The 12,978-nt window shown below is 55.1% G+C and carries 12 protein-coding genes; 5 read left to right on the top strand and 7 right to left on the bottom strand.

Annotated elements, in window-relative coordinates; genetic code table 11:
- Positions 1–856 precede the first annotated feature (856 nt).
- Positions 857–1,729: an alpha/beta hydrolase gene (locus tag FCN80_RS16160; RefSeq protein ID WP_136991205.1), complete on the top strand. Its 873-nt coding sequence runs from the start codon at positions 857–859 to the stop codon at positions 1,727–1,729.
- On the opposite strand, the gene FCN80_RS26485 is transcribed toward FCN80_RS16160, so the two are convergent.
- Together FCN80_RS26485 and FCN80_RS16155 are read right to left on the bottom strand one after the other, a co-directional pair.
- Positions 1,726–1,878 carry a hypothetical protein gene (locus FCN80_RS26485; protein ID WP_170975423.1) on the bottom strand — a complete coding sequence of 51 codons (153 nt, stop codon included), beginning with the start codon at positions 1,876–1,878 and terminating at the stop codon, positions 1,726–1,728. The two genes, FCN80_RS16160 and FCN80_RS26485, sit on opposite strands and share 4 nt — an antisense overlap.
- 7 nt (positions 1,879–1,885) lie before the next feature.
- Positions 1,886–2,182: a putative quinol monooxygenase gene (locus FCN80_RS16155; protein ID WP_136991204.1), complete on the bottom strand. Its 297-nt coding sequence runs from the start codon at positions 2,180–2,182 to the stop codon at positions 1,886–1,888.
- A 273-nt stretch (positions 2,183–2,455) separates the two neighbouring features.
- Between FCN80_RS16155 and FCN80_RS16150 the strand changes: the two genes are divergently transcribed.
- The 4 genes from FCN80_RS16150 to FCN80_RS16135 all read left to right on the top strand — a co-directional run bounded on the left by FCN80_RS16150 (position 2,456) and on the right by FCN80_RS16135 (position 6,742).
- Positions 2,456–2,641: a con-10 family general stress protein gene (locus FCN80_RS16150; protein ID WP_445081507.1), complete on the top strand. Its 186-nt coding sequence runs from the start codon at positions 2,456–2,458 to the stop codon at positions 2,639–2,641.
- 214 nt (positions 2,642–2,855) lie between these two features.
- A complete protein-coding gene (gene thrP, locus FCN80_RS16145; RefSeq protein ID WP_136991202.1) occupies positions 2,856–4,265 on the top strand; it encodes a bifunctional threonine/serine APC transporter ThrP in 1,410 nt (469 codons plus the stop codon).
- A gap of 607 nt (positions 4,266–4,872) precedes the next feature.
- Complete coding sequence (gene dgcN / locus FCN80_RS16140; protein WP_136991201.1) at positions 4,873–5,865, top strand: N-acetyltransferase DgcN; 993 nt, start codon at positions 4,873–4,875, stop codon at positions 5,863–5,865.
- 19 nt (positions 5,866–5,884) lie between these two features.
- Complete coding sequence (locus FCN80_RS16135; protein ID WP_136991200.1) at positions 5,885–6,742, top strand: D-amino-acid transaminase; 858 nt, start codon at positions 5,885–5,887, stop codon at positions 6,740–6,742.
- A gap of 190 nt (positions 6,743–6,932) precedes the next feature.
- Here the strand turns inward: FCN80_RS16135 and FCN80_RS16130 are convergent, their stop codons facing one another.
- From FCN80_RS16130 to FCN80_RS16110, 5 genes are all read right to left on the bottom strand, one after another.
- On the bottom strand, positions 6,933–7,628 hold the full coding sequence (locus FCN80_RS16130; RefSeq protein ID WP_136991199.1) for a hypothetical protein: 696 nt from the start codon (positions 7,626–7,628) through the stop codon (positions 6,933–6,935).
- Positions 7,629–7,895: 267 nt separating this feature from the next.
- The gene (locus tag FCN80_RS16125) at positions 7,896–8,939 is read right to left on the bottom strand and encodes an Ig-like domain-containing protein (protein ID WP_136991198.1); all 1,044 of its coding nucleotides are present in this window, start codon (positions 8,937–8,939) and stop codon (positions 7,896–7,898) included.
- A gap of 114 nt (positions 8,940–9,053) precedes the next feature.
- Entirely contained in the window at positions 9,054–9,746 is a 693-nt protein-coding gene (locus tag FCN80_RS16120) for an Ig-like domain-containing protein (protein WP_170975422.1), read from the bottom strand.
- 67 nt (positions 9,747–9,813) lie between these two features.
- Positions 9,814–10,851, bottom strand: coding sequence for an Ig-like domain-containing protein (locus FCN80_RS16115; RefSeq protein WP_136991196.1), 1,038 nt, complete (start codon positions 10,849–10,851; stop codon positions 9,814–9,816).
- 165 nt (positions 10,852–11,016) lie between these two features.
- Positions 11,017–12,978: beta strand repeat-containing protein (locus FCN80_RS16110; RefSeq protein WP_170975421.1), on the bottom strand; the 1,962-nt coding region annotated here is incomplete at its 5' end.

Raw genomic sequence — 12,978 nt, 5'->3', positions numbered from 1 at the left:
ACGAATTTGAACCGCCAACGGCGGGCCTCCGGTGAGAAACAGAATGTCTCTCATGCCTCCCCAGGCGCATACCTCACCATGTGACTGGGATGCGCGAGTGCAACCAATAAAGGGGCAATTTGAAGTATGACGAGTATATACGGAATATGATGATTGGAAAGCTTTGTACCGACGGAATCTTTCGTAACGGGTCTTGATGGCTGGATAGACTTTGGTATTAAAAATAATTAATGTGATAATTATTTCATTTTAAATATAAATAAACTATACCTGACAGGTTGAGCGATAATAACTTGCTGGATTAGAATGGATTGATATTAGTGGAATCGATAAGTGCAACTTGTAAGTAATTTTATGTTAATCTTTTAGGCCTGAACTGGGTGTGAAGTTATTAACTGTAAAGGGATGGGCGTGTCAGAAAGACAACCTGCCCGATCCAGCGCTAAGAAACCATACATGATAATTGCTACCTAAATTTATAAAAAATCAAATAATTCACCTGCTTTATATTCGGTCCTTTTCCGAAAAGGCCGGGCTTTGTTTTTTCTCAGGGAAAGTTGAGGCGTGACAATGCGATAACCGATTCATACATACCCAATCCTATTGACGTTCCCCTATAGTGAACGCCGCTAACAATGAGGCTACGTGCAGTATGACGGGTATAGCTTAGCTCGTGCGCTTTGCGTCGCGATGGTGGATAAGCCAGCCCGAGAGCATAGCCGACGACTATGTGACTGGGCGGGTAAGCGCCGCCAACCAAGAAGCAACATGCGTTATGGGGGTTATTTTCATTGTCCACGCATCTTTGCATCACCATCAGTACTGCAAGGTTTTTATTATCTAAGGAGAAAAAACGATGGACATAAAACAACACGCTATCGTATGCCAAAACGATAAGCTGGCGGTCCGGGTTTACCATTGCAACGGCGAGACAGGGACGCCATCGCCCACCATCATATTGTGCAATGGTTTCTTTGGGATTCAGGATCTTTTGTTGCCGGCGTTCGCCCGGTTATTTGCCGAGGCCGGCTACACCGCCGTGACTTTCGATTACCGGGGCTTCGGAGAAAGTGAAGGTGAACCGGGCAGAATCATACCCGCAAAACAAATTGAGGATATTATCGCCGTTTTGGATTGGTGTCTGACTTGTTCGATGATAGATGCGCGGCGGATTGCCTTATGGGGAACCTCGTTGGGGGGGTGCCATGTGGTGGAAGCCGCGGTTCGGCGTCAGGAGGTAAAATGCGTTGTCAGCCAGATGGCGTTCGCGGATGGCGAGCAATTGGTAACAGGCGATATGGGGGCCGATGAAAAAAAAAGGTTTTTGAATACCATGGAACGAATGGCCGCCAAGAAAAAACTGAGCGGCAAGGAATTATTCGTGCCCATCATCAAAGTCATGACGGATGAAGAATCCCGCGTCTTTTTTGGAAAAAACCAAAAGCTGTTTCCGGCGCTGGAGCGTAAAGTGCCTTATCTGACAGTCTGGGAAGCCATAAAATACCGTCCAGCCACTGCTGCGGCCAAAATAACGCAGCCTGTCCTGATGGTGTTTGCGGAAAATGACAAAGTTATCGCGTTGGAATACGGGCTGGCATTCTATCAGGCCATCGCATCGGAAAAACGTTGCCACATCCAGTCCAAAGCGCGGCATTACGATCTCTTTGTCGGTGAACACTTCACTCAGGTTGCGCAACGGCAATTACATTGGCTGCGTGAGTATCTCTAGCGTTCATGGCCGTCAAACGGCTCCAGGCGGCCGAAACCGATAATCAGGCAAGCTTGGCCAGGCGTCGGTTTGCGGCGCAACACGCCGCCCGCCAGCGGTTGCGTCGCGGGACCCGGAGCGCTGTTTGCGGGCGGCTTCCGTGTCGGCATCGGGGCCTTAGAACAGTTTGGCGAGTATGGAGACTTCCAGCGGCTGTATGGACAGCGGCGCAAGCGCATCCACAAGGGCCTTGAGGTGCGCGCTACGGCCATGCCGTTCCAACAGCGCCTCGCTGGCCCAATGTTCGACGAAGATGAAATGATCGGGACGCTCACGGTCCTGATGAACGTCGTATTTCAGGCAGCCTTCATCTTTGCGGCTCGCTTCCACGCAAGGCGCGAGGATGGCTTTGATAGTTTCCGCGCTGCCCGGTTTCCCCTCGATAACGGCAACCACATGAATATCGGCGGACATGGCAATCTCCTTGTGAAAAAAACGACCCGGCGAAGGCGTCGGGGGTTTGCGTCATTATAGCGTGATGAACCGCGAAATTTTAGTGATAAAGTCAGACCGCCGGATGACTGTGCCGGGCCACCGGCCGGCAACGCCGGGAAAATCCGTTGGCGGCCGGCGGCGGATTTTGGTCGGTTTTCTGTATCAAGGTGTAAATCAGCCTTGCCAGTCAAGGCTTGACGTCTAGAGTTGAACGTAAGGTTAAACATCCCAGATACCAGATAAGCGGAGGTGATGATGGCGACGCATCGTGGCGGAACGGGTAATTTTGCGGAGGATCGCGAGCGGGCGTCCGCCGCCGGCCGAAAAGGCGGTCAAAATAGCGGCGGTAATTTCAAAAATGATCCGCAACGCGCCGCGCAAGCCGGCGAGAAAGGCGGGCGCAACAGCCATGGCGGTGGGAGAAAACCTTCCCGTTGAACATCGGACGTTTTACGACGGCTTGTCTTAACCGCCTTTGAGGGGCGGTTGTGGTGGCCCCAAAAAACCGGTAATGGGAAATTTTCCCGCAGATCAGGTCGTAAAATTACCTTAAAAAACTAACACAATGTGGAAAATGCGGTAAGCTTCTACCCTTCGACGGGAATTCGAGCCGTTGCCGCCGCAACGGAAAGTGTTGGCGTGAGGGGTAAAAGTGAATTCGAATCAGGAGTTACAGCGCGGTTTACAAGGACGGCACATTGAATTGATCGCCCTGGGGGGCACGATCGGCGTCGGTCTGTTCATGGGCGCGGCCAGTACCCTGCGATGGGCGGGTCCGTCCGTTTTGCTGGCGTATGCCGTGGCGGGTTTGTTTGTGTTTTTCATTATGCGCTCCATGGGCGAAATGCTCTATCTTGAGCCGATAACCGGTTCGTTCGCCGTCTATGCCCATCGCTATCTCAGTCCGTTCTTCGGCTATCTGACCGCCTGGAGCTATTGGTTCATGTGGATGGCGGTGGGTGTCTCGGAAATTACCGCCATCGGTCTGTACATGCAGTACTGGTTCCCGGATTTGCCCCAATGGATCCCGGCGCTGGTGGCGGTGGGCCTGGTGGCCGGGGCGAATCTCGCGGCGGTGCGGCTTTATGGCGAGATTGAATTCTGGTTCGCCATGATCAAGATCAGCACCATCATGGTTATGATCGTCGTGGGGCTGGGCATTATTTTCTTCGGTATCGGCAATCAGGGTCATCCCCTTGGCTTGGCGAACTTGACCGTCCATGATGGTTTTTTCGCCGGGGGCTGGAAGGGCTGGGCGGTGGCGTTGTGTATTGTCGTCGCATCCTATCAGGGGGTGGAACTGGTCGGCATTACCGCCGGCGAGGCGCGCGATCCCCGCACGACGCTACGGCGGGCGGTGGGCAATATTCTCTGGCGAATACTGATCTTTTACATCGGCGCTATTTTTGTCATCGTCACGCTCTATCCCTGGAACCAGATAGATACCGGCGGCAGTCCGTTTGTGCTGACTTTTGCCAAAATCGGTATCACCGCGGCGGCCGGCGTCATTAATTTCGTGATCCTGACCGCTGCCTTGTCGGGCTGCAATAGCGGCATGTACAGTTGCGGACGCATGTTATATACCCTGGCGCAGAACCGGCAACTGCCGGCCTGGGTGGGACGCGTATCCCGTCAGGGCGTCCCGGTGGCCGGCGTGACCCTCTCCATAGTGGTGTTGTTGGCCGGATCCGGGCTTAACTATATTATTCCCAATCCTCAACGGGTGTTCGTTTATGTGTATAGCGCCAGCGTCTTACCGGGGATGGTGCCCTGGTTCGTGGTGCTGTTAAGCCAGTTGCGGTTCCGGCGACAACATCAAAGCGCGATAGCCGGCCATCCGTTCCGCTCGGTGTTGTTTCCCTGGTCGAACTATCTCACGGTGCTGTTTTTGCTTTGCGTATTAGCGGGCATGGCCTGTAATTCGGAAACCCGAATGTCCCTTGGGGTGGGGATTATCTTTCTGGCGGCCGTATCCCTGCTGTATCGGGTGCTAACGACGGGAGACCGCCGAAGCGCGCCCCTGATCACGCCGGCGGATTCCGCTGGCCGGCATGCCGACTAACCTTCACGCGAAATGACCCGATCCCGCGGATTGTCGTCCGCCGCGTTTATCCGCCGGCCCGTTACCCTCTGACGGCGGCGGACAAACGGCGTGGATTTCAAATCCGGCCTTCACTTCGGGGGCGCCCCTCAAACTTATCATCGGCAAAAACCGGCCCACTGGCTATCTTCCGCATATTCGGCCAAAAAAAATTGGCGAAATATCACGTCACCCTATTACCGGCGGTTATGTGGAAAAACGCGGATATTTGTGCTAACCGCTCAGGTATTTTCCAGGGGTGATATACTGCCTATCACTCAATGTCCGGTGTATTATCGGGGTATTTGTTAATACATTATGAAAAAATCGCCAAAATGGCGCAAAATACCGGTATTAATGCCTGATATCGGTGCAGGGGCCGGGTAAAGGGTGGGGTTTGTGTCCATTCATAGGCGGAAATTTTTACACTTCTTTGTTTAATATAGGGAATTTTTACTGCCCAATTTTGGCATGGCCTATGCTTGATAATGTTATCAACTTGACGCCGGTCGCGTGGATGATAGCAGCTTAACAAACTTGTCCTCCGGCGCGGCCGATACCCAACGTTATTGTCACGGAGGCACCCAACATGGAAATACCCAAACCCTATTTGCTATTCTTGGCCGACGCCCATGATAGGTTGGCCGCCAAAGTCGCCACCGGCATCCGCCAGTGGCATCCGGAATATTGCGTCGGCCAGTTGCGGATGGCGGATTGTCAGGTGGATTGTCAGTTACCCGATCTCGATATTGCCGCCGCCAAAGCCAAAGGCGCCAAGACTTTGGTGGTGGGCGTGGCCAATCGCGGCGGCGTCATAGCCGAAAGCTGGATTGCTCTGTTACGTGAAGCGCTGGAACAGGGTATGGATCTGGCTGCCGGGTTACACAATCGCTTGGCGGATGTGCCTGTGCTGCGGGACACGGCCGCCCGTCAGGGCCGCCGGTTATTCGATGTACGGCACACCACGGCGCCGTTGCCCGTGGGCAACGGCCGCAAACGCAGCGGTAAGCGATTGCTGCCTGTGGGTACCGATTGTTCCTGCGGCAAAATGTACACTGCGCTCGCCATCGAAAAGGCCTTGCGGGAACGCGGAATCCATGCAACGTTTCGCGCCACCGGCCAGACCGGCATTCTGGTCAGCGGCGCCGGCATTAGCATCGATGCGGTGGTCGCCGATTTTATCTCCGGCGCCGTGGAAACGCTGGCGCCCGCCAACGACCCGGAGCACTGGGATATCATCGAGGGACAGGGTTCGCTGTTTCATCCTTCGTTTGCCGCGGTCACCATGGGGTTAATTCACGGCGCACAGCCGGATGCCTTGGTGCTCTGCCATGAACCGACGCGCGCCGCCATGCGCGGCGTGGACTATCCTCTGCCGGACCTGGCCGATTGCATGGCGCTTAATCTCAAAGCGGCGCAACTCACCAATCCGCAGGCGCGGTTCGTGGGCATCTCGGTGAACAGCGCGCAGTTGTCCGAGCCGGACGCGCTGGCGTACATGGCCTCCCTGGAGCGTCGGTTTGCGTTGCCGGTTATCGATCCGTTTCGTCAGGGCGTCGGGCGGATTATCGACAAACTTTAACCGAACGGGACGATAAGACATGAGAACAGTTTATCTCAACGGTGAATACCTGCCAGAGCAGGAGGCCAAGGTATCAATTTTCGATCGCGGTTTTCTGTTCGCCGATGCGGTCTATGAAGTGACAGCGGTGCTCAACGGCAAACTGCTGGAGAATGCCGGACATCTCGCCCGGCTGGCGCGTTCCTGCCGGGAATTGCAATTGACTCTGCCGGCGTCGCCGGCCGATATCGAAGCCATACAGCGTCGACTTATTGAGCTTAACCAGTTGCGCGAAGGGGCGATTTACCTGCAACTGAGCCGGGGCGCCACCGGTGATCGGGAGTTCGACTTCCCGCCGGAGGGCACCCGCCCCACACTGATGCTGTTTACCCAGTCCCGGCCAGTCATCGATAATGCCAAAGCGCGGGACGGGATTCGGGTGGTGACGGTGGAGGATATCCGTTGGCGCCGCCGCGATATCAAAACCGTCGGTCTACTGGCGTCCTGTCTGGCAAAAGACTATGCTCATGGCCATGGCGCCGACGATGCTTTCCTGGTGGCGGATGGGCTGATAACCGAAGGTAGCGCCAGCAATGCCTGGATTGTCAACCGGCAGGGAACATTGGTCACCCGTCCCCTCAGCCGCGATATTTTGCATGGCATCACACGTCAATCCCTACTTGAATTAATACGTCGGCACGATATTGCGTTCGAGGAACGGCCGTTTAGTGTTGAAGAGGCGTACGGCGCGCGGGAGGCCTTTATCAGTTCCGCCACCAGTTTTGTCTGGCCGGTGGTGCAGATTGACGGCCGCGCGGTGGGGACGGGACAGCCCGGTCCCGTGGCCCGGAAACTGCGGCAGATCTATGTAGAGATGGCGCTGCAAGCCACGGCTTGAACGAAACGCGGAGATGGCGCAAGGGCGTGTCCCATCAGCCGGTGCGCCTGATCTATGGGCCGGGGGATAGTGAAACGGAAAAGGGATGGCGGGTTTAACCTGTCATCCCTTGGTTTGATCCCCATGGCCTGCGGGCAGGCCACTAAGACAACTTAACGGATTACTTTAACCGTCTTCGCAATAGCGATGATTAAGCGCCGCCCGGGGGAACAACATCGATATAGACTTGTTTACTGGCGGAAATCCCTTTCAAGGGTCCAGCAGCCTCACCCGTTCCCGCCGCGTTTATTTGATAATAAATGAATCCGTTCAGACCGTCCAAACCGGCGAAGGCGGCATTGCTTGCGTCCGTGTTGACGGTGGTGGTCGCCGTGTCTCCCACTGCACCCGTTTTGATGGTTGATACCACTTCGTTCGCCCGCAGGAAAAGCGTATAAATGTCAGTCGCGGCGCGACCTGAATATGCCGGAATGATGATGTTAAAACCGGCTTCCCACGTTTGCTGATTAATGATCGCCGGCGCGGTGGGGGCCGGGAAGGTTGCGACATTCACATCACTGCCTTCGACAGAGTAGTTATTGGGATCGGTCGAGCTTGCCGTGTTTCCCACATAATCCGTTATGGTATAATAAACATTATAGGTTCCGTTAACTAATGCCTGTTGTTGCGGCAAGGCGTCAATGATGTTAATGACCCAGGTATAATTGGGAAAATCCGCTGTTGTGTAGGCTCGCTGTAATTGCAAATCGCCCCAGTGAAATTCAACGAGATCGCCATATTGAGTGTCGGCGGGAATACGGAGAATAGCCTGAATCCCGGCATTGATACTGTTTTGTGTAATAACATTGCCGGGTGCATTTGTTACAATAGGATCGGTAAGTGCCATGATAACCTCACATTAGACAGTAAAAAAATAAGGAACCTTACTGCATTTATATTGTTGAATACAACGCTCAATGGAATCAATTTTCATTTTTACCGAAGTGATCTCCAAAAAAGGGTATGGGGCTGTTAACACTATTCTTGCTGGTCGGATTATGGATAGAGACTCGTATTACTTCGAGTCGCCTTTTTGTTGGCTGCACTCGCTCACCCCAGTCGCATAATGCCTATGCTTCTGGGGATGATAAGAGATCGCGTGTTTCTCAAGACATTACATCAAATGCGGCGCGACGGTATCAATGATCACTTGCGCCGCATAAGAGCGCAGCGCCGGAGCGCCGTCTTCGTTCACGATATCATAATAAAATGCGCCATTGACGCCATCGTAGCCTTGCAAATCAGGGTATCCCACCGTCACGACAACGTTTTTATTATTTCGTATTTCGCCGCTTTGTATTAGCGTGTGTTTTATCAACCCACCCTGATATGTTCTGGTGTCCAGGAATAACCGGTATTGGGCGCAAGGGCCAATCTCGGGCTGGGCGCCGGGCAAGGTTATTTCCACGCCCGTTTTGGCGGCGGCCAGATTGATAACATTATGTAACGCGGCGGGTAACAGTGGTTTTAATAATGTCGGGTTGATAACCGGATTATCAATCACTTTGACAGTGATCGGTTTGGATTCGGCAATATTACCCACATTATCGATAGCTTCATAAAATACCCTGTAGATGCCGTCATGCAATACCTTATCGCCCGGAAAAATTTTCGCTATATCGGCAACCCAGGGGAAATTATGGCCGTCAAATGCGCGCTGAGCAAAATTATCACCCCAGTAAAGAGTGGCGACATTGCCCTGCTTGATATTTTCCCAGGGATAGACCACCACCTGCACGCCGGCAGCTATGGATTCTTTGTCGATAATATCGCCGGGTTTAAGATTGATGACACGGGGTGGCGTTAGTCCTTCGCTATAAAACACCAGTTTGACGGTGTCTTCGGCACAGCGGGTGCGGGCGTATACTGTCACCATTCCCCCCCTGGGCGCGGTTTGTGGGGGATAAGGGTAAGTCAGGAGGGTCACGGCCTTGCCCTGGTGATCCGTTCGCACGACATGTTCGCTGAATCGGGCGTGCGCCGCGTGCGTGGAAAATTTCACCTCCACGTCCCGGGCGGGCCGATGATGTCTATCTTCCACCGTCGCGGTCAGTCGGGTGACTGTGCCCAATGCGCTTTGCGGCTGATCGAGGGGATCGGCGGCCAAACTCACCTGGACATCGTCGTGATGGTCAATAAATTCAGTGTGTTGAGACATAATCACTTCCTTGGCTCTAACGTAAATGGCGTGAATGTAAGAGATAAACCATCCCTACCCGTTGACTTTTTGCAATACCTCGCCGCCGATAACGACCCTACTGCGCGTACCAGGTTACATCAGGGCATCGCCACGGGCGTCCTGGACGGTGGGAGATGGAAAACGCGCGGAGACAATTTCAACATTTACCGGCTTGGCGCCGTGGGTTTGCCCCGCAGTGGTTTCCAGACTGTACCAGACGCGATACGTGCCCGGTTCCAGGGCCTTCGCCGGCAGCGAGAGGATCTGGGGCGTAACCACCCAGACACGCTCTTTGTCTGCCAATGTTTTCCTGGCGATATGCTCGCCCCAGTGAAATATTGCCTTATCGCCATCGGCGATGGTCTTGGGAAAGTAAACCAGCATCTGCAAGCCGAACGCGAGGGCCGTCTGGCCCAGGCGTACCGTACCGGCGGCGTCACACTGGCTGTTTAACACCCGGACCGGTCGGAGCGCCGGATCGAAAAAATTCACTGAAATCGTTTTTTCGCTGCCCGTGATTGCGGCGGTTACCTGTACCATACCCACCGCTGCCCGCGTTGCGGCAACGGGATAGCGAAGGGTCGCTGTGGCTGTTCCCCGGTCATCGGTGATGCATGTCGTGGCGGAAAGGCGCGCTTTGTCATGCGTGGTCTGGAAATACACCGGAATATCTTGCTGCGGGTGACCCTCGACGTCGGCGACGATGGCCGTCAATTCGCAGGTTCTGGCAGTGGTGGATAGCGCCGGTGTCAGGGGACTGGTGGTAAGGGTTAATTGATATGACATATGCGCTCCTCGCATTGAATAATCGTGTTTAGAATGACGCTGATACGCCCGCAAAAACATGACCGGCTCAATCCCCGGGAGGCACGGTATCAATATACATGCGTCTGGCTATGGAGGGCAATCCTACCGTTGTGTTGGGTAGCTGAACAGTATAAAAGAAATCGCCGAAGACGCCGTTCAAATTGGCCAGTGTGGCAAGGGGTATTTGCTGAGTGACATTAACGACGGGATTGGGGGCTATGCCAAGGAATAATTCCGTATCTTGAAGTTGTACCCCTTCACGGGAAAAAATCCGCAGCCTGGCACGATATAAACTGTTTGTAACAATAGCCGGTTGCGACGCCAGCGGCAAAGTGATTGTGACCCCGGTCTGGGCATCGGCCAGATTGATGATGCCATTAAGTCCTGCGGGCAGCAAAATAGGTGCCTGCCATACCTGATAGTTATAAGGTGAATCCTTTATTTCCAGTATCAAACTCATGGAGCCGCTTTTATTACCCGCAAAGTCCTCAATCATATACCACAATGCATATTCCCCTAGGCTTAATGTCTGTTCCGGACTAAAAGAGCTATTGACATTGATAACCCACACCAGAGGCCCGTCCTGGTAAACCATTTGTATAAATTGTTGATTCCAGAAAAAACTGACAATGTCGCCATAACGAATATCCGCAGGTAAATAGACCAGCACCTGAACGCCGTTCTGAATAATGTCGGCTGTGAGTGTATATACCTCAGGACTAGAAGTTGGTGTTGTATTAAGTACCAGTAAAGGTCTTAGCTCCGGGTCCCAAAAATTGATAATAAAGGATGTGGCGGCGCCTGATATGGATGCGGTCGCCGTAATCACCGCCGAACCGGTAATCCCTGGCCGCTGTTGATCAGGATAAGTGAGGTTCGATTGGGCTAGCCCGTTGGCATCAGTGGTTGCCGATGCGGGGGACACTTTCCCATAGACTGTATCCTGGCTGAAAGTCACCGTGACACCCGGTTGCGGCAGCCCGGTGATGCTATCGGTAACGGTGGCCCTGAGACTGGCGGTTTGTCCGGCCGGAATGGGCGGTGCCGGTGAATTAACGGCAGCAAGGCTAATGATGTTGGCCATAGAATACCTCAATTGTGAGTGATGATGGTATTTTCTAGATTAATGCCATGGCTATGGGGGAACGATCAATGTTCTTTTTTAATCCCGAAATTCCAATAATTGCTTATTGGCGGCAAGAAATTACGCAGGTGGAATAGCCGAAGGCTATTCCACCTATGGGAGGCATTAATAGAATTGCAACGTAACATCGCTGTCGAAGATGGTATTCACCTCACCTTGACCCTCATTGATGCCAGGGGCCGCCAGAACAAATACCAATCTATCTTCGGACACCGTGCTGGTGGCCGACAGTTGCGCCTGACCCTGGCTGTCGGTCGTCACCGGCGACGCCGCGGTGATAAAGGGCATATCTGCAAGGCTAGACGCAACATATCTCTTGACGGAGACATTCAACAGGGTATTGGCCAACGGCGCGCCCCGCGCCGTTAGCAACGTCATGGTTGCCGTGATGGGCAGCGCGTTACTCACACCAATAGTCGGATTGGTTAACTTAACCGTGGGGATAGTGAATGAGCCGCCGGATCCAGTCAGGGTTTGACCGGTCTCGGGCAGTGTGGCGACAACGGTGATCGGTGTGGCAAACGCCCGGGTATAGGTATAAGCGATATCGATCTCTCCTGCGGCGTTGGTGGCGGTGCCGGCCGGCGTGACCACATGGAAGGTGCCCACGCTGTTATCCGCAGTAAGGTCTACCACCACATTGGCCGCGGGCTGTCCGTTGGCGTCCACCACTTTAACCCGCACCACATTGGTTTCCAGCCCATTGGCGGTGGCGTCGTCCTCGGTAAGCGTGATACTGGCGAGAAACGCGTTGGCGCCGAAGTTGACGTTCACCGACCGGGCGGCATTGTTGGCCAGCGTGGCGGTGACGACGCTGACGCCGGCGGTGGTACTGGTTAAATTGGCAATGGCCACGCCGTTTTCATCGGTGGTGACGGTGACGTTCAGCACCGTTGCGCCGTTGGTGGCGCTAAACGTCACCACTTGATTGGGCAATACCTGGCCGAGGGCATTGGTGACCACCGCCCGTACCTGGTTTTGCGCCACGCCGTCGGAGGCGGCGTTATTGACAGTGACCGTCAGATTGGCCTCGGTAATGGTCGCGGTAGTGGTATCCAGTACAAAAGTGGTATCCACCGACGCGCTGTTGCCGTTGGTGAGCGCGGCGGTGACGGCGCTGATGCCTGCGGCGGTGTTGGTCAGGGTGGCGGTGGCCACGCCATCGGCGCCGGTGGTGCCAATCACCGTGGTGACCGTGGCGCCGTTGGTGGCGGTGAACGTGACGGTCTGGCCGGCCAGGGGGTTGCCCTGGGCGTCGGTGACCACCGCGCGTACCGCGTTGACGGCGGTACCGTTGGCCAGGGCATTGTCGGCAGTCACCGTCAGGTTGCCGCTGGCAATCTGCGCGGTACTCGCATCGGCCACGAAAGTGGTGTCCACCGTCTTGTTATTGCCGTTGGTGAGCGTGGCGGTCACGGCGCTGACGCCGGCGGTGGTGTTGGTGAGCGTGGCGGTGGCCACGCCGTCGGCGCCAGTAGTGCCGATAACGGTGGTGACCGTGGCGCCATTGGTGGCGGTAAAGGCCACGGTCTGGCCGGCCAGGGGATTGCCCTGGGCGTCGGTGACCACCGCGCGCACCGCGTTGGCGGCGGTGCCGTTGGCCAGGGCGTTATTGGCGGTGACCGTCAGATTGCCGTCGGCGATCTGCGCGGTGCCCGCATCGGCCACAAAGGTGGTATCCACTGTCCTGTTGTTGCTGTTGGACAGGGTGGCGGTCACGGCGCTGACGCCGGCGGTGGTGTTGGTCAGGGTGGCGGTGGCCACGCCGTCGGCGCCGGTGACGCCAATTACCGTGGTGATGATGGCGCCGTTGGTGGCGGTGAAGGTGACGGTCTGGCCGGCCAGCAGGTTGCCCTGGGCGTCGGTGACCACCGCGCGCACCGCGTTGGCGGCGGTACCGTTGGCCAGGGCATTATTGGCGGTGACCGTCAGATTGCCCTCGGCGATGTGCGCGGTGGCGGTATCGCCGACAAAGCTGGTGTCCACGGTCTGGCTGCTGCTATTGGATAGCGTGGCGGTGACGGCGCTGATACCCACCACGGTATTGGTGAGCGTGGCGGTGGCCAC

Origin of the sequence: Martelella alba (assembly GCF_005217455.1) — a bacterium.
GTDB lineage: Bacteria > Pseudomonadota > Gammaproteobacteria > Enterobacterales > Enterobacteriaceae > Acerihabitans.
Note: the sequence above shows the minus strand (reverse complement) of the source record. Positions and strands in the feature narration are given on the sequence as shown.

Coding starts and splice junctions, on each gene's coding strand:
- FCN80_RS16160 (WP_136991205.1), top strand. CDS start 857: ATGGACATAAAACAACACGCTATCGTATGCCAAAACGATAAGCTGGCG.
- FCN80_RS26485 (WP_170975423.1), bottom strand. CDS start 1,878: ATGCCGACACGGAAGCCGCCCGCAAACAGCGCTCCGGGTCCCGCGACG.
- FCN80_RS16155 (WP_136991204.1), bottom strand. CDS start 2,182: ATGTCCGCCGATATTCATGTGGTTGCCGTTATCGAGGGGAAACCGGGC.
- FCN80_RS16150 (WP_445081507.1), top strand. CDS start 2,456: ATGATGGCGACGCATCGTGGCGGAACGGGTAATTTTGCGGAGGATCGC.
- dgcN (WP_136991201.1), top strand. CDS start 4,873: ATGGAAATACCCAAACCCTATTTGCTATTCTTGGCCGACGCCCATGAT.
- FCN80_RS16135 (WP_136991200.1), top strand. CDS start 5,885: ATGAGAACAGTTTATCTCAACGGTGAATACCTGCCAGAGCAGGAGGCC.
- FCN80_RS16130 (WP_136991199.1), bottom strand. CDS start 7,628: ATGGCACTTACCGATCCTATTGTAACAAATGCACCCGGCAATGTTATT.
- FCN80_RS16125 (WP_136991198.1), bottom strand. CDS start 8,939: ATGTCTCAACACACTGAATTTATTGACCATCACGACGATGTCCAGGTG.
- FCN80_RS16120 (WP_170975422.1), bottom strand. CDS start 9,746: ATGTCATATCAATTAACCCTTACCACCAGTCCCCTGACACCGGCGCTA.
- FCN80_RS16115 (WP_136991196.1), bottom strand. CDS start 10,851: ATGGCCAACATCATTAGCCTTGCTGCCGTTAATTCACCGGCACCGCCC.